The 15,416-nt window shown below is 70.8% G+C and carries 14 protein-coding genes and 1 pseudogene; 10 read left to right on the forward strand and 5 right to left on the reverse strand.

Going from position 1 to position 15,416, the window contains the following annotated elements:
* Positions 1–45: 45 nt before the first annotated feature.
* Positions 46–489, forward strand: a complete 444-nt coding sequence (locus QH270_RS33885; protein ID WP_280348946.1) for a YybH family protein — start codon at positions 46–48, stop codon at positions 487–489.
* On the opposite strand, the gene QH270_RS33890 is transcribed toward QH270_RS33885, so the two are convergent.
* Positions 473–949: a nitroreductase/quinone reductase family protein gene (locus QH270_RS33890; protein ID WP_280348845.1), complete on the reverse strand. Its 477-nt coding sequence runs from the start codon at positions 947–949 to the stop codon at positions 473–475. The genes QH270_RS33885 and QH270_RS33890 overlap by 17 nt on opposite strands.
* Positions 950–994: 45 nt before the next feature.
* Positions 995–1,714: an NUDIX hydrolase gene (locus QH270_RS33895; RefSeq protein WP_280348847.1), complete on the reverse strand. Its 720-nt coding sequence runs from the start codon at positions 1,712–1,714 to the stop codon at positions 995–997.
* 77 nt (positions 1,715–1,791) lie between these two features.
* Between QH270_RS33895 and nadA the strand changes: the two genes are divergently transcribed.
* The 5 genes and pseudogenes from nadA (at position 1,792) to QH270_RS33915 (ending at position 6,174) form a co-directional block, all read left to right on the forward strand.
* Complete coding sequence (nadA, locus tag QH270_RS33900; protein ID WP_280348849.1) at positions 1,792–2,829, forward strand: quinolinate synthase NadA; 1,038 nt, start codon at positions 1,792–1,794, stop codon at positions 2,827–2,829.
* 28 nt (positions 2,830–2,857) lie between these two features.
* The gene (locus tag QH270_RS33905) at positions 2,858–4,612 is read left to right on the forward strand and encodes an L-aspartate oxidase (protein WP_280348851.1); all 1,755 of its coding nucleotides are present in this window, start codon (positions 2,858–2,860) and stop codon (positions 4,610–4,612) included.
* A gap of 106 nt (positions 4,613–4,718) precedes the next feature.
* Positions 4,719–5,579: a carboxylating nicotinate-nucleotide diphosphorylase gene (gene nadC / locus QH270_RS33910; RefSeq protein ID WP_280348853.1), complete on the forward strand. Its 861-nt coding sequence runs from the start codon at positions 4,719–4,721 to the stop codon at positions 5,577–5,579.
* A gap of 87 nt (positions 5,580–5,666) precedes the next feature.
* Positions 5,667–5,871 (forward strand): annotated as a pseudogene (locus QH270_RS34585) (phosphotransferase); the annotation flags it as partial.
* Between the two features lie 24 nt (positions 5,872–5,895).
* Positions 5,896–6,174: a phosphotransferase gene (locus tag QH270_RS33915; RefSeq protein ID WP_280348855.1), complete on the forward strand. Its 279-nt coding sequence runs from the start codon at positions 5,896–5,898 to the stop codon at positions 6,172–6,174.
* A 12-nt stretch (positions 6,175–6,186) separates the two neighbouring features.
* Here QH270_RS33915 and QH270_RS33920 read toward each other — a convergent pair whose 3' ends face one another.
* A complete protein-coding gene (locus QH270_RS33920; protein WP_280348857.1) occupies positions 6,187–7,245 on the reverse strand; it encodes a zinc-dependent dehydrogenase in 1,059 nt (352 codons plus the stop codon).
* Positions 7,246–7,443: 198 nt separating this feature from the next.
* Here QH270_RS33920 and QH270_RS33925 point away from each other — a divergent pair, with 198 nt between their 5' ends.
* Together QH270_RS33925 and QH270_RS33930 are read left to right on the forward strand one after the other, a co-directional pair.
* Positions 7,444–9,405 carry a PTS mannitol transporter subunit IICBA gene (locus tag QH270_RS33925; protein ID WP_280348859.1) on the forward strand — a complete coding sequence of 654 codons (1,962 nt, stop codon included), beginning with the start codon at positions 7,444–7,446 and terminating at the stop codon, positions 9,403–9,405.
* A gap of 4 nt (positions 9,406–9,409) precedes the next feature.
* Complete coding sequence (locus tag QH270_RS33930; RefSeq protein WP_280348861.1) at positions 9,410–10,168, forward strand: DeoR/GlpR family DNA-binding transcription regulator; 759 nt, start codon at positions 9,410–9,412, stop codon at positions 10,166–10,168.
* 63 nt (positions 10,169–10,231) lie between these two features.
* Here QH270_RS33930 and QH270_RS33935 read toward each other — a convergent pair whose 3' ends face one another.
* Both QH270_RS33935 and QH270_RS33940 read right to left on the reverse strand, forming a co-directional pair.
* A complete protein-coding gene (locus QH270_RS33935) occupies positions 10,232–11,413 on the reverse strand; it encodes a winged helix DNA-binding domain-containing protein (RefSeq protein WP_280348863.1) in 1,182 nt (393 codons plus the stop codon).
* A gap of 56 nt (positions 11,414–11,469) precedes the next feature.
* On the reverse strand, positions 11,470–12,030 hold the full coding sequence (locus QH270_RS33940) for a shikimate kinase (RefSeq protein WP_280348865.1): 561 nt from the start codon (positions 12,028–12,030) through the stop codon (positions 11,470–11,472).
* A gap of 108 nt (positions 12,031–12,138) precedes the next feature.
* On the opposite strand from QH270_RS33940, the gene QH270_RS33945 reads away from it, so the two are divergent.
* Both QH270_RS33945 and QH270_RS33950 read left to right on the forward strand, forming a co-directional pair.
* Positions 12,139–14,244: a TRAP transporter permease gene (locus tag QH270_RS33945; RefSeq protein WP_280348867.1), complete on the forward strand. Its 2,106-nt coding sequence runs from the start codon at positions 12,139–12,141 to the stop codon at positions 14,242–14,244.
* 50 nt (positions 14,245–14,294) lie between these two features.
* Positions 14,295–15,284, forward strand: coding sequence for a TAXI family TRAP transporter solute-binding subunit (locus tag QH270_RS33950; protein WP_280348869.1), 990 nt, complete (start codon positions 14,295–14,297; stop codon positions 15,282–15,284).
* Positions 15,285–15,416 lie beyond the last annotated feature (132 nt).

The following is a 15,416-nucleotide window of genomic DNA, read 5'->3' on the forward strand; positions in this document are numbered from 1 at the left end:
CTCGACCAGCTGGGCGGGCAGATCAACCGCGGGCGCCGGCTGCGCATCGGCGACCGCCATCGTGGGGCCGAACAGCAGATCCGCACCCTGATCCACCAGTGGGCCGCCGCGGTCCGCGCCGGCGACCTCGACGGGGTCCTGGCCGACCACACGGCCGATATCGTCATGTTCGACGTACCGCCGCCGCAGGATGGCGTGCGTGGCATCGACGCCTACCGGGCGACGTGGCCGCCGTTCTTCGCCTGGCTCGTCGACGGCGCGGCCTTCGACATCGTCGACCTGACGGTGACCGCGGGCGCCGACACCGCGTTCGCGCACGCGCTGCTGCGCTGCGGCCGCCCCGAAGAGCTTGCCGCCGAACCCGATACGCGATTGCGGCTCACCCTCGGCCTGCGCAAGGAGGGGGGACGGTGGGTGGTCGCGCACGAACACCACTCGTTCCCCGACACCACCGTGGCCGACCCGGCCGCGCTCAGTCCGCGCGGGTGAAGGTCACCAGCGGGAGCGGCTTGTCGGTCTTGGACTGGTAGTCGGCCAGCAGCGGGTTCTGTGCCAGCGCCCAGGTCGCGAACTCGGCGTAGCGGTCCCCGGTGAGGACATCGGCTGTGGCGGCGAACTTCTCGCCGCCCAGTTCGATCGTCACCCGCGGATTCGCCTTGGCGTTGTGGTACCAGGCCGGGTAGCGGTCCTCCATGAACGAGCTCACGTACAGCACGTCATCGCGATACAGCGCGCCGAGCGGAACCACATGTGGCTTACCGCTCTTGGCGCCGGTGGTGGTGAGCAACAGCAGCGTGGCGCCCGCGTAGTCGCCGCCGACCTTGCCGCCGTTCTCCCGGAACTCCCGGATCACGTCGTCGTTCCAGCCGACCATCTCGTCGGGGGAGAACTTCTTGTTCCACGGTGCGTCCGGATCGTCGTAGGAAGTGACCTGCTTCTCTGCGTCCATGCCCGAAGTGTGACAGGGCCCACCGACAGATTCGGTGGACGTCGTTCAGCTCGGTGGGCGCAGGGCGGCGAACTCGTCGGTGACGCGCAGGCCCGAGTCGGTGAAGCGGTAGAGCGCGGCGGGGCGTCCGCCCGCGCGGCCCGACGGCGCGGTGTCGCCGGTGGGGGTGATCACCTTGCGGCGGGAGAGGACGCGTTGGAGGTTGGTGGTGTCCACGTCGTATCCCAGTGCCGCGCAGTAGATCTCGCGCAGCGTCGACATCGTGAAGGTGTCGGGAGCCAGGGCGTAGGCGATGTTGGTGTAGGAGAGTTTGGCGGCCAGGCGGGTGCGCGCGTGGTCGACGACGGTGCGGTGATCGAAGGACATGTCCGGCAGCGCCGCGACCGGGTGCCAGGTGGTGTCGAGCGGCAGTTCGGGCTCGGTGGTGAGCGGGACGAGGCCGAGGTAGGCCGAGGCGATGCGGCGCGGGGCGGGAACGCGATCGGGGGCGCTGAACACCGAGAGCTGCTCCAGATGGGCCAGCTCGCGCACGTCGACCTTCTCGGCCAGCTGACGGCGGGCCGAGGTGTCGAGGTCCTCGTCGTCGCGCAGCCTCCCGCCGGGTAGCGACCACGTGCCCTTCTGTGGGTCCAGGGCCCGCTCCCACAGCAGCACCGCCAGCTCTGGATACCGCGCACCGCGACTACCTGCGGAAACGTCGGTGGGGAAGCGGCGAACCTGGAACACCGCGGTGAGCGATTCATGGATGGTGTTACTATGGGGCACGTTTTCGATTCTAAGTCGAAAACCTGGTTTGGTGCGAATCGAGGCGATGAGCCGCTCGCACGAGGAAGGGAGCCACCATGGCGACGACGACCACACAGCCGACGCTGATGGGTTCGGTCTTCGACGGACCCACCGGGTACGCGGGTGTCGAAGCGACGCCGGAGTGGGCGAAGGAGGTGCGGCGGTTGGCGCGCGAGCGCAACGCCACGATCCTCGCGCACAACTACCAGCTGCCCGAGATCCAGGACGTGGCCGACCACGTCGGCGACTCGCTCGCCCTCTCGCGGATCGCGGCCGAGGCCCCGGAGGACACCATCGTGTTCTGCGGCGTGCACTTCATGGCCGAGACCGCCAAGATCCTCAGCCCGGCCAAGACCGTGCTGATCCCCGACCAGCGCGCGGGGTGCTCGCTGGCCGACTCCATCTCCGCCGAGGAACTGCGCGCCTGGAAGGCCGAGCACCCCGACGCGATGGTCGTGTCGTACGTGAACACCACCGCCGAGGTGAAGGCGCTCACCGACATCTGCTGCACCTCGTCCAACGCCGTCGACGTGGTCGCCTCGATCGACCCCGACACCGAGGTGCTGTTCCTGCCCGACCAGTTCCTCGGCGCGCACGTGAAGCGGGTCACCGGCCGCGAGAACATGCACATCTGGGCCGGCGAGTGCCACGTGCACGCCGGCATCAACGGTGACGAGCTCACCGAGCAGGCGCGTACGCACCCCGACGCCGAGCTGTTCGTGCACCCGGAGTGCGGTTGCGCCACCTCCGCGCTGTACCTGGCCGGTGAGGGCGCGTTCCCGGCCGACCGGGTGCACATCCTGTCGACCGGCGGCATGATCGACGCGGCCAAGGCGTCCACGTCGAACCAGGTGCTGGTGGCCACCGAGGTCGGCATGCTGCACCAGCTGCGCAAGGCGGCGCCGGGGATCGATTTCCAGGCCGTCAACGACCGGGCCTCCTGCAAGTACATGAAGATGATCACCCCGGCCGCGCTGCTGCGCTGCCTGGTCGAGGGCGCCGACGAGGTACACGTCGACCTGGCGATGGCCGAGGCCGGTCGCGCCTCGGTGCAGCGGATGATCGCGATCGGCAACCCCGGCGGTGGGGAGTGACCCCGCGCGCGTCGAACCGGTAGCGACCATGACGGCGACGGTTCCGGTCTCCTGGGAGGCCGAGGTCGATCTGGTGGTCGTCGGTGGTGGCGTCGCCGGGCTCACGGCCGCGCGCACGGCCTCGCTACGCGGGCTGCGCGTGCTGATCCTCAGCAAGGGCGGCCCCACCGACACCTCCACCCAGTACGCGCAGGGCGGCATCGCGGTCGTCGCGCCGCGGGGCGATTCGGTCGATTCGCACGTGCACGACACGGTCGAGGCCGGCGCCGGGCTGTGCGAGGTCGAGGCGGTGCGCTCGATCGTCGCGGGCGGCCAGGCGGCGGTGGCCGCGCTGACCGACCTGGGTGCGGTGTTCGATCTGGGCCGCGACGGGCAGATCTCGCGTACCCGCGAAGGCGGGCACAGCACCCGCCGCATCATCCACGCCGGTGGCGACGCGACCGGTGCCGAGGTTCAGCGCGCGCTGAACGCGGCCGGGCTGCCGGTGATCTTCGGTGCCGCGGCGCTGCGGGTGCTGACCGGACCGGGCGGGGTGCGCGGCGTTGTCGCGGTGTCGGACAACGGCTTCGGGCTCGTGCGGACTCCCGCGGTCCTGCTGGCCACCGGTGGGCTCGGACAGCTCTACGCGTCGAGCACCAACCCGCCCGGCGCGACCGGGGACGGGGTGGCGCTGGCGCTGTGGGCCGGCGCCGCGGTGGCCGATCTCGAATTCGTGCAGTTCCATCCGACGGTGCTCTACACGCCGGGCGGCGTGGGCCGACGGCCGCTGATCAGCGAAGCCGTGCGCGGCGAAGGCGCCATTCTCGTCGACGCCGCGGGCGATTCGGTGACGGCGGGCGTCCACCCGCGCGGCGATCTGGCGCCGCGTGATGTGGTGTCGCGGGCGATCGCGGAGCGGATGCGGGTGACGGGGACCGATCACGTCTTCCTCGACGCGCGCGGCATCACCGGTTTCGCCCAGCGCTTTCCCACGATCACCGCCTCCTGCCTCGCGGCGGGCATCGACCCCGCGGCACAACTGATTCCGGTCGCCCCGGGCGCGCACTACCAGTGCGGTGGGGTACTGACCGACACGCACGGGGGCACGGCGGTTCCCGGGCTCTACGCCGCCGGCGAGGTCGCCAGGACGGGACTGCACGGGGCGAACCGGTTGGCCTCCAACAGTCTGCTCGAGGGATTGGTCGTCGGCGAACGGGCGGGCGCGGCGGCGTCCGAACGGCTCGGTGTCCGCTCCGATGTCGATGAGATCCCTTCGTGGAGTGTGGAAGTCGCGGATCGATCGGTCGTCCAGCAGGCCATGACCGAGCACGCCTCCGTCGTGCGCGACGGCGCCGGGCTCGCGGTGGCCGCGTCGCGGATAGACGCGGCGCGGGCGCGGGTCGCGCTGTTCGAGGTCACGGCAACGCGGGCCGACGAGCAGAGCGCCCCGACCCGGACCGATCAACCGACCGGCGCATCGCGAGCGGTGGCGGACGGCCCGCGGCGCGATGGCACCCGATCGCCGGAGGACCAGCTCACCGGAACCGATTCCGCCGAGCGGACTTTCGCCGCCACACACGTGCTGCGCCGGATCGAGGACGCCGCGCTCACGCTGACCGCCCGTGCGCTGCTGGCCGCTGCCGCCGATCGGGCCGAGAGCCGGGGATGTCACACCCGCGCGGAGTATCCGGGCCCGGTCGAGGATCAGCGGCACAGCACCGCGGTTCGCCTCGGCGCGGACGGCGCGCTCCACCTGTCCACCGTCGCGATCGATGCCCACGCGGTTCCGATCGGTGCGCGGTGAACGACGGACCGCCGGAGCCGGTGGTCCGTGGCGCGATTCATACGGTGGCGAACCACGCAGGATCGAACGGGCGCGCGATGCGTCCGAGAACAGGAGTGCTGTAGTCATGGCTCTGGATGCCGCCCTCGATCGCGAGGAACTGCTGACGTTGATCCGTACCGCCCTCGACGAGGACCTGCGCTACGGACCTGACGTCACCACCGTGGCGACCGTGCCCGCCGACGCCGTGAGCAAGGCGTCGGTGGTGTCGCGCCAGCACGGCACCGTCGCCGGCCTCGAGGTCGGGTTGCTGGTGCTCGACGAGGTGATCGGGACCGGGAACTACACCGTCACCGATCGCGTGGCCGATGGCACCAGGGTCGAGCCGGGCACCGCCGTGCTGAGCGTCGAGGCGCCGACGCGGGGCCTGCTGACCGCCGAGCGGACCATGCTGAACCTGGTCTGCCACCTGTCCGGCATCGCCACCGCGACCGCCGCCTGGGTCGACGAGGTCGACGGGACCGGCTGTGCGATCCGGGACAGCCGCAAGACCCTGCCCGGCCTGCGTGCGCTGCAGAAGTACGCGGTGCGGGTGGGCGGCGGCGTCAACCACCGCATGGGCCTCGGCGACGCGGCGCTCATCAAGGACAACCACGTGGTCGCGGCCGGGTCGGTGGTCAACGCCTTGCGCGCGGTCCGGGAGCTGGCCCCCGACATCGCCTGCGAGGTGGAGGTCGACAGCCTCGAACAGCTCGACGCCGTGCTGGCCGAGAACGTCGAACTCGTGCTGCTGGACAACTTCCCGCTGTGGCAGACCCAGGCCGCGGTCCAGCGCCGCGACGCCGCCGCCCCGAACACGAAACTCGAATCCTCGGGCGGACTCTCACTCGAGCAGGCCGCCGACTACGCCCGCACCGGCGTCGACTACCTCGCCATCGGCGCCCTCACCCACTCGGTGCGCGTGCTGGACCTCGGCCTGGACATGTGACACAGGGTCGGATCGGGCGGCGCTGCCCAGCCCGAGCCGCTGGAAAACCATGAGCCCTTCCGCCTCTCGCTGCCCTAGCGTGGGGTAGTGGAATACGCGCGGGGATGGGACAGTCGTGCGGTGCTGGTCGCGGGGCGCTGGGTGGAACGCCGACCGCGCCGTCCTGAGGTCGCCGAGCAACTGCGGCGCGAGACCCGGCTGATGCCGTGGCTGGCGCCGCGGCTGCCGCTGCCGGTACCGGTCCCACGGCTGTGGAGCGAGACGCCGCTGGCCGTACGCCACGACCTCGTGCCCGGCCGGGCGATCGAATGTGCTGGTGGACGACGGGCGGGTGTCCGGGGTGATCGACTTCGGCGACGTCCATCTCGGCGACGCCGCGAACGACCTGGCCTGGCCGCTGTACGGCGCGACGGCGGAGTTCGCCACCGCCCTCGCCGCCGCGTACGGGGTGACCGACGAGCTCCGCGAGCGCGCGCTGCTGTGGCATCGCCTCGGGCCCTGGTACGAGGTGACGCACGGGCTGGACATCGGGGACGCCGAGGTGGTCAGCGCCGGCGTCACCGGGGTGCTCGACCGGCTCGCGGAGCCCTCCTGAGCGCCGCGGCCCTCACGGCTCCACGGTGACCTTGATGGCCTCGCCGTTCTCGACGACGGTGAACGCGTCGAAAACCCGCTCCAGCGGGATGCGGTGGGTGATCAGATCCTCGACCGGCACGCGGCCGGTGGCGATGTAGTCGAGCGCGCGCCGATTGTGTTCCGGCGCCGAACCGTTGGCGCCGTGGATGTGCAGCTGACGGTAGTGCACCACGTTGGAATCACAGGTGATGGTCGGGTTCGTCTTGGGGAGGCCGCCGAAGAAGGAGATGCGGCCGTTGCGGGCGGCCATCGCGATCGCCTGCTCCTGGGTGACATTGGCCGCGGTCGCGGTGATCACCACGTCGGCGCCGCGGCCGCCGGTCAGTTCGAGCACCCGCTCGACCACATCGACCTGGGACGCGTCGATCACCTCGTCGGGCTGGACCGCCTTCGCCGAGAGCGCCAGCCGTTCGGCGTTCACGTCGACGAGATACACCGGCCCGCACCGGTGGACGCCGCGCGCGATCCGGATGTGCATGCACCCGATCGGGCCCGCGCCGAAGATCACCACCGTGTCACCGGGCTCGATCCCCAGCAGTTCCTGGGCGTTGATCGCGCAGGCCATCGGCTCGGCCGCGGACGCCTCGGCGAAACCGACGTTCGCCGGGATCCGGTTCACCCCGTCGACCCGCAGCACCTCCGCGGGCACGATCATGTACTCGGCGAATCCGCCCTCGTACTGGTAGCCGACCGAGGTCTGGTTCTGGCAGACCGCCATCCAGCCCTTCGCGCACTCGTGACACGTACCGCAGGGCACCGCCGCGATCACCTGGACACGATCGCCCACCCGCCAGTCCGTGCCGTACCGCGCGGCCACCTCGGCGCCCACCTCGACGACCTCGCCGGCGACCTCGTGCCCGAGAGTGCGTGGGGGCGTGAGGTTCTGGTGCCCGTTGTGCCGGATCTTGACATCGGTGCCGCAGGTGGAGCAGTTGCGTACCCGCAGCTTGAGCTCGCCGGGACCGCACTCGGGCTCGGGGATGTCCTCCAGGCGGAGATCCTCGGGTGCGTAATAGCGCAGGGCCTTCATGGAGCCGTTCCTTCCCGCCGTCTCCGGCCGGTGTGAGCTGGGTCGCTACGTACACGGTAGCGACCATTCGGGCACAAATACAAGCGAAAATCTGCCCAGTTGTGCCCGAATGCTTGTCATGATGCCCGATTGTGCGCTCTACTGGGGTGACCAATGTGGCTAGGGTCACATCTGATCGAGTGGTTTCGAGGAAAAGCGATGTCTGTCTCCCCACCGGAAGCCCGTACCGGGCTGCGCGTGCACGTGCAGCGGGTCGGGACGTTCCTGTCCAGCATGGTCATGCCGAACATCGGCGCCTTCATTGCCTGGGGCCTGCTCACGGCCCTGTTCATCGAGAAGGGCTGGATCACCTCCCTCACCGACGCCTGGGGCGCCGACAGCTGGGTGGCCGAGATCGGCGGCTGGGGCGATTTCGACGGCGGCGGCATCGTCTCGGCGATGATCACCTACCTGCTGCCGATCCTGATCGGCGCCCAGGGCGGACGGCTGATCTACGGCACCCGCGGCGCCGTCGTCGGCGCGATCGCCACCATGGGCGTGGTCGCCGGCGCCGAGGTGCCGATGTTCCTCGGCGCCATGATCGTCGGACCGCTCGGCGGCTGGCTGATCGAGAAGCTCGACGGGTTGTGGGAGCACCGGATCCGGCCCGGCTTCGAGATGCTGGTGAACAACTTCTCCGCCGGGATCAGCGGCGCGGTGCTCGCGGTGTTCGGCTTCTTCGGGATCGGGCCGGTGGTCACCGCGTTCAGCGAGCTGGCGAGCAATGTCGTCGACTTCCTCGTCGAACACAGCCTGCTGCCGTTGACCTCGGTGTTCATCGAACCGGCCAAGGTGCTGTTCCTCAACAACGCGATCAACCACGGCATCCTCACCCCGCTGGGCACCAATCAGGCGGCCGAGACCGGCAAGTCGATCCTGTTCCTGCTCGAGGCCAACCCGGGGCCGGGCCTCGGACTGCTGCTGGCGTTCGTCGTGTTCGGGCGGGGCGCGGCCAAGGCCTCGGCCTCCGGCGCGGCGGTGATCCACGTCCTCGGCGGCATCCACGAGATCTACTTCCCGTATGTGCTGATGAAGCCGAAGCTGATCGTCGCGGTGATCGCGGGCGGGATGACCGGTGTGCTGATCAATGTGATCTTCGATTCCGGGCTGCGCGCGCCCGCGGCGCCCGGCTCGATCCTGGCGGTGTACGCGCAGACCGCGAGCGGCAGCTACCTGGGCGTCACACTGTCGGTGATCGGCGCGACGGTGGTGGCGTTCCTGATCGCGGCAGTGCTGTTGCGGACCGATCGGGCCGACGCCGAGCCGGATCTGGCCGCGGCGACGGCCGAGATGGAGGCGATGAAGGGCACACGCTCGATCGCGTCGACGGCGCGGCGGACCGCCGCGCCGTCGGCGGTGTCGAAGATCGTGTTCGCCTGCGACGCCGGGATGGGCTCCTCGGCGATGGGCGCCTCGGTGCTGCGCAAGAAGATCCGCGCGGCGGGGTTCACCGAGGTGAGTGTCGTGAATCAGGCGATCGCGAATCTCACCGACAGCTATGACCTCGTGGTCACCCACACCGATCTGGCCGAGCGGGCCCGCGTGCGCACCCCCTCGGCCGTGCACGTCACCGTCGACAACTTCATGGACAGTCCCGCCTACCGCGAGATCGTCGAGATGCTCTCCGGGACAGCGGATCCGGCGGTGGCCGTGCCCGCATCCGAGCCGGCGGCCGGGCTGCTCGCCGAGGACGCCATCGTGCTCGCGGGCCGGGCGCGTGACGCGGCCGCGGCCATCGACGAAGTGGGCGCGCTGCTGGTGGCGTCCGGTGCGGTCGGCGCGGACTATGTCGCGGCGATGCACGAGCGGGAGCGCACGGTGTCGACGTTCATGGGCAACGGCCTGGCCATTCCGCACGGCACCCTCGCCGCCAAGGACGGCATCCGGCACAGTGCCATCGCGGTGGCGCGGTATCCGGAGACCATCGAGTGGAACGGGCATCCGGTGGAGTTCGTGATCGGCATCGCCGCCGCCGGGGACGACCATCTGGCACTGCTGTCGCGGATCGCGGCCGTCTTCGCCGACACCGACGAGGTCGAACGGCTGCGATCGGCGGCGACACGCGCGGAGGTCGCGGCCGTACTCGGTGCCGTGGACGCCGCGGCCGGTGTCGCAGAATAGCCAGGTGGATTCGGAGTCGAGGCAGTCGCTGATCGTCGAGTACGCCCGCGCCCGCGGCCGGGTGGACGTGCTCGGCCTGGCCGACGAGCTGCAGGTCGCGGCGGAGACCATCCGTCGCGACCTGCGCGCGCTCGCCGAACGCCGGCTGCTGCGGCGCGTGCACGGCGGAGCCATCCCGCTCGAGAGCGCGGCCTTCGAATCCAGCCTGGAATACCGCAGCCGGGTGGACCTGGCGCAGAAACACCGGATCGCCGCAGCCGCGGCCGAGCAATTGCACGGTGCCGAAACCGTCTATCTCGACGAGGGATTCACGCCGCGGCTGATCGCGGAGAAGCTGGCCGAGCGGGAACTCACCGTCGTCACCGCGTCGCTGCTGGCGGCCGAGGTGCTGGCCGACAGCCCCGGGATCACGGTGCTGCTGCTGGGTGGGCGCATGCGTGGCCGCACCCTGGCGACCGTCGACCACTGGGCCCTGCGCATGCTGGGCGAACTCACCATCGACCTCGCCTTCCTCGGAACCAACGGCGTCTCGGTGGAGTACGGCCTGACCACCCCGGACCCGGCGGTCGCCGCCGTGAAGGGGGCGGCGGTGACGCGGTCGCGGCGCCGCGTCCTGGTGGCGGCCGACAGCAAGTTCGGGATGAGCAGCTTCTGCCGCTTCGCCGAGATCGCCGACTTCGAGACGTTGATCACCGGGACCGAGTTGTCGTCCGCCGAGGCGCGACGTTATGAGGCGTTGGGGCCCACGGTGATCCGCGCCTGAGCCCCGTGCGAGCCGGACACCGTGTGACGAGATCTGAGGAGCACCGGTGACCGCGCGCGTCGGTCAGCTGGTGAGTTCGCGCTGGAGCGGGGTCCGGAAGCGGGGGATGGCGCGGACGTCGCCGAACCACTCCGCGGTGCGGACGATCTCGGCGTCGATGAGCTTCTCGGTGTCGCTGCCGACGTCCTCGAGCAGCCGGGTGACGATCTCGCCGTCGGCGCGCTGGGCCCAGCCGCCGACGATGCGGCCGTCGGCCCAGATGGTGGGGCCGATATTGCCGTTGCGGTCGAACAGTGCGGACGTGTGCGGGCCGAGGAACCAGTCGCGGGTCTGCCAGCCCATCGGGGTGGGGTCGAGGGCGGGCAGCAGCGCCGCCCACGGTTCGGCCGCCGGGACCGGGTCGAGGTCGTCGGTGAGCAGGATGCCGACGCTGCCGTCGTCGAGTGCCACCTCGGTGATGTCCAGCTCCGCCAAGGCCTTTCGGACGTCGCCGAGAGTCCAGCCGGTCCACCACTTGAGATCGGTCACCGGCGCGGGGCCGAAGGCGTACAGCCACCGGCGGACCAGATCGACGCGCGCCTCGGCGGCGGGTACGGGGGTGAGATCCCCGGGCAGCCAGGTTTCCACGGGCGACCAGGTGTACTGGCTGCTGGTCCAGCCGCCGTTCGGGCGGCCGCGCACGATGCGTCCCTCGGCGCCGAGCACCACCAGGACCCAGGTGGTGATGCTGGTCGGCTTCGAATAGGGCTTCCCGGGCGCGGTGTCGACCTGGGTGCGCAGCCGCGGCACCGCCTTGCTCAACTGGGCGCCGGTCGCCGCGCCCAGCGTCAGCAGCGCCGAATGCGTCTCCGTCTCGACCTCGGACCACCACGCCTGGACATCGCCGTCGACGACGCCCGCCTGCTCGAGATAGCGGCCGTAGGTCTTGCGCTGCTTGGTCGCCAGCGCGTCACAGCACGCGCCCTGCAACACCGGGACCAGCTCGGTCGGCGCCACGAACATGGTGCGCCGCATGGCGAGCAGCCGCACCAGCGCGCGGTCGTCGTAGAGGGCGCGTTCGACATCCGCGGGCGCGAGGTCGACGCCACGGGCCCCGACCGACAGATACACCGTCGCAGGGTCGGTCGCGTGCAGCACCACCAGCGAGCGGGCGATGTCCACCGGATCACCCGAGCGCGCCGAGGGCGCGAGCCGATGCCGGTCCGCCAACCTCGCCCGCCGCTGCCCGGTATCGATCGAAAGCATGCCCGGATGGTAGGCGCCCCCACCGACAGAACTGTCGAGGGCGCATGCTCCCGCGGTTATCCGCGCGCTCCGTCGGCGGCCGCGCCCTCGAGAGCGTCGAGGAACCTGGCCACTTCGCGCCGAGAGCGCAGCCGGATGAATGTGATCTCCGAGTGCGCGGGATCCTCCAGCGCGGCAAGATATCTCGTCCGGTTCGTGGCATGCGTGGTCCACGCCCACCGGATTACCGACTGCGCCGGGTCGGCCGAGAACATGCTCGACCACGATTCCCGGTTGCCGTTCCAGAGCTCGCGCCTGGTCAGGGCGCGGCCCACCGTCCGGGTGACGACCTGGTACATGACCAACCATCGGGGCAGATCGAGCCACACGACGGTGTCGGCCCGCTGCCACACCAGGTCACCGAGCTTTGTCCGGTAGTTGCCGTCGGCCACCCAGGCGTCCCCGGCGGTCCGCTCCGCGACCGCGACCCGGAAATCAGCTGCTGACATGGGTGTCCAGTTCGCCTGGTGATGGATGGCGTCCAGTTCGATGTACGGGACCTCGAGGCGCCGCGCGATGTTCCTCGCCACGGTGCTCTTGCCGGAACCCGACGTCCCCACCACCGAGATTCTCCGCATCAGGGCATTATCCACGCCGGGCGGGCGGGAATTAGTGTCCATTTTGTACAGACTCAACGGTTGCCGATTTCGCTCCGGCGGTGCGAAACACGTTGCTATCGTCCGCTCATGAGCGCAGCGCCACCGGTCGTGACCTCGGCGGAACTCGGCGTCGACGATCAGGAACGTCCGGCCAGGACGCTCGGTGGGTTCCCGGCGCGGCTGGTGGCCGTGGTGTCGTTCGGGCTGGCCTTGCTCGCGCTGTGGCAGGTGTTCCGGCCACTGCCGCAGGGGAGTCAGTACTACCTCGTCGTCTTTCTCGCCATCGCCCTGCCGCTGGTGTTCCTCGCGTATCGGTCTGGGTGGGGCAGGCTCGACCGGGTCGACGGACCCGCGCCGCTGGACTGGGCGCTCGCCGTGGTCACCGCGGTCGTCTGCCTCTATCCGGTGCTGCCGTTCACGCTCGGCGACGGCGGCGGGGGCTACGACGCGTTCCTCGACCGGCAGGGCATGCTGGCGCCCCTGGACGTGGTGATGGGCGGACTGCTGCTGGTGCTGGTGCTCGAGGCTTGCCGGCGCACCACCGGGATCATCCTGCCCGCGGTGTGCCTGGCTTTCCTCGCCTACGGCTACTACGGCGGGCTGCTGCCGCAGAACTGGACGATCGCGCACGCCGGACTCGATGTCGACCAGATCGTCGACGCGCTGTACAACTCCGGCAGCGGCTTCTACGGCACCCCGCTGGACGTCGCGGCCAGCTACATCGTGCTGTTCACCCTGTACGGCGCGGTGCTCGAATTCTCCGGCGCCGCACGGTTCTTCGTCGACCTCTCGGTCTCGCTGTTCCGCCGCTCGCACAGCGCGGCCGGGCGCACGGCCGTGGTCTCCGGCTTCCTGCTCGGCACCGTCTCGGGCTCGGGTACCGCGACCGCGGTGAGCACCGGCGCGGTCACCTGGCCGATCCTGCGCCGGGCGGGCTATCGGCCCGAACAGGCGGGCGGCATGCTCGCCGCCGCCGGTGTCGGCGCGATCCTGTCCCCGCCGACGCTCGGTGTGGCGGCGTTCATCGTCGCCGAGTACCTCGATGTCGCGTACGTGACGGTGCTCGGCTGGGCGCTGATCCCCACCCTGCTCTACTACCTCGGCATCCTGCTGTCGGTCGAGATCGACGCCCGCCGCATCCACGCCGAGGGCCGTGCGCCCGCCGACCTGGCCGACGGACCGCTGCCGACGCCGTGGTGGAAGCTACTGGGGCGCTTCGGCTATCACTTCTCCTCGCTGATCGTGATCGTCGTGCTGCTGCTGGCCGGCATGAGCGCGACCCGTGCCGTGGTCTACGCGATGGTGCTCGCCCTGATCCTGGCCGTTCCGGACCGCATCTTGCGCGCCAGGTCGGAATCCGCTGCGCGAAAGGATGATTCGGGCACACCGCGTCGGCGCTGGTCGCGGCGGGAGACCGGCGCCTTCGTCCTCGACGCGCTGCGGGCGCTGGCCTACGGCATGCGCTCGGCGCTGCCCGTGGTGGCCGTGTGTGCCGCGGCGGGCGTGATCACGGCGATGACCACCAAGACCGGTCTCGGCGCACAACTGGCGTCGCTGCTGGTGCGGGCCGGTTCGGTGCTGTCCGACGACCCCGCGGTGGTACTGGCGACCACCGCGGTGCTCGCCGCGATCGCGCTGTCGCTGCTCGGCCTCGCGGTGCCGGTGACGGCGTCGTTCGTCATCGGCTGGGTGATCATCGGCCCCGCCCTGCTCGACCTGGACGTCGCGGCGCCCGCGGCCGCCATGTTCGTCTTGTACATATCGGTGGTCTCGGAGGTGACGCCGCCGACGGCGCTGGCCGCGGTCGGCGCGGCCGCGGTCACCGGCGCCAAGGCCGTGCCGACGATGTGGGCGGCGCTGCGCTACGCGCTGCCCGCCTTCCTGGTGCCGCTGATGTTCGTGCTCACCGACTCCGGCCAGCACCTGCTCGGACGCGGGGCGGTGCTCGACGTGCTGTGGGTGAGCGCGGCAGCCTGCGTCGGCGTCGCGGCGCTGGCGGCGGCGACCGGCGGCTGGCTGTTCGGCATCGGCGCGATCGGGCCGATCCCGCGTGGGCTGGCCGCGGCGGCCGGCCTCACGTTGCTGTACCCCGATCCGACCGCGACCGCCCTCGGGCTGGCGGTGCTGCTCGCGGCGGTACTCGCGGGCACGGTCGAGCGGATGCGGCGTCGAACAGCCACGGGCACACCGTGATCCGTGGACATCAGCAGGCGGCAGCGTGGCCGTCGACGAGAGGGGACCTCATGGTCAGAACAGTTGTCACCCTGGTCGCGGTGTCGGCCGCGGCCGCCCTGCTCACCGGCTGCGGTGGGCGCCAGGACACGCCGACGGCCGACGGGGGCGGCGAGGTGACCTGCGAGGTGAAGCAGGACACCAGGATCGGCATCGCCACCGGCAACGCCACCGGCGTGTACTTCGCGCTCGGCAACGCCTACGCCGAGCAGGTCTCGGCCGCCACCGACGGCAAGGTCAAGGCGACCGCCGCCGAGACGGGCGCCTCGGTACAGAACATCCAGCAGGTCGTCGGCGGCACCTACCAGGTGGGCTTCTCGCTGGCCGACACCGCCGCCGACGCGGTCCAGGGCAAGGGCAGCTTCACCAGCGCGCAACCGGTGCGCGCGCTGGCCCGGCTCTACGACAACTACACCCAGGTACTCGTGCGCGCCGACGCGGGCATCAATTCCCTGGCCGACCTGCGTGGGAAGCGGGTGTCCACCGGATCGCCCAAGTCGGGCACCGAGGTGATCGCCCAGCGGGTGCTGCAGGCCGCCGGGCTCAACCCCGACACCGACGTCTCCGCACAGCGGCTCGATCTGACCAAGACCGTCGACGGGCTCAAGGACGGCTCGATCGACGCCATGTTCTGGTCCGGTGGCCTGCCGACACCCGGCATCACCGACCTGTTCACCACCGCCAGGGACAAGGTCCGCTTCCTCGACATCACCGGGGTGCTGCCGAAGCTGAAGGAGATCAACCCGGTCTACGAGACGGCGCCCATCCCGGCCGCCACCTACGGCCTCGCCGCCGACGTGCCCACCATCGTGGTGCCCAACCTGCTCGTCGTCCGCGACGACCTCGATGCCGATCTGGCCTGCGTCCTCACCAAGACGCTGCTGGACCGCAAACCCCAACTGGAACAGGCGAACCCGGCCGCCAAGGGCATCAACGCCGATACCGCGAGCAAGACCGCTCCGGTGCAGTTGCACCGCGGGTCCGAGGTCGCGCTCGGCTGATCAGGCGTCGGAGCGTGGGGGGCCGCCCGGCCGGCGGGGGGGGGGCGGGGCCCGGGGGACCCCCGCGCCGGTGGGGGGGGGGAAGGGGAGCAGGTGCGGGCGGCGACGGCCCCCCCGCCGGCGGCCGGCCCC

The sequence above is a fragment of the Nocardia neocaledoniensis genome (assembly GCF_029868625.1).
In the GTDB taxonomy this organism is placed as follows: Bacteria; Actinomycetota; Actinomycetes; order Mycobacteriales; family Mycobacteriaceae; genus Nocardia; species Nocardia neocaledoniensis_A.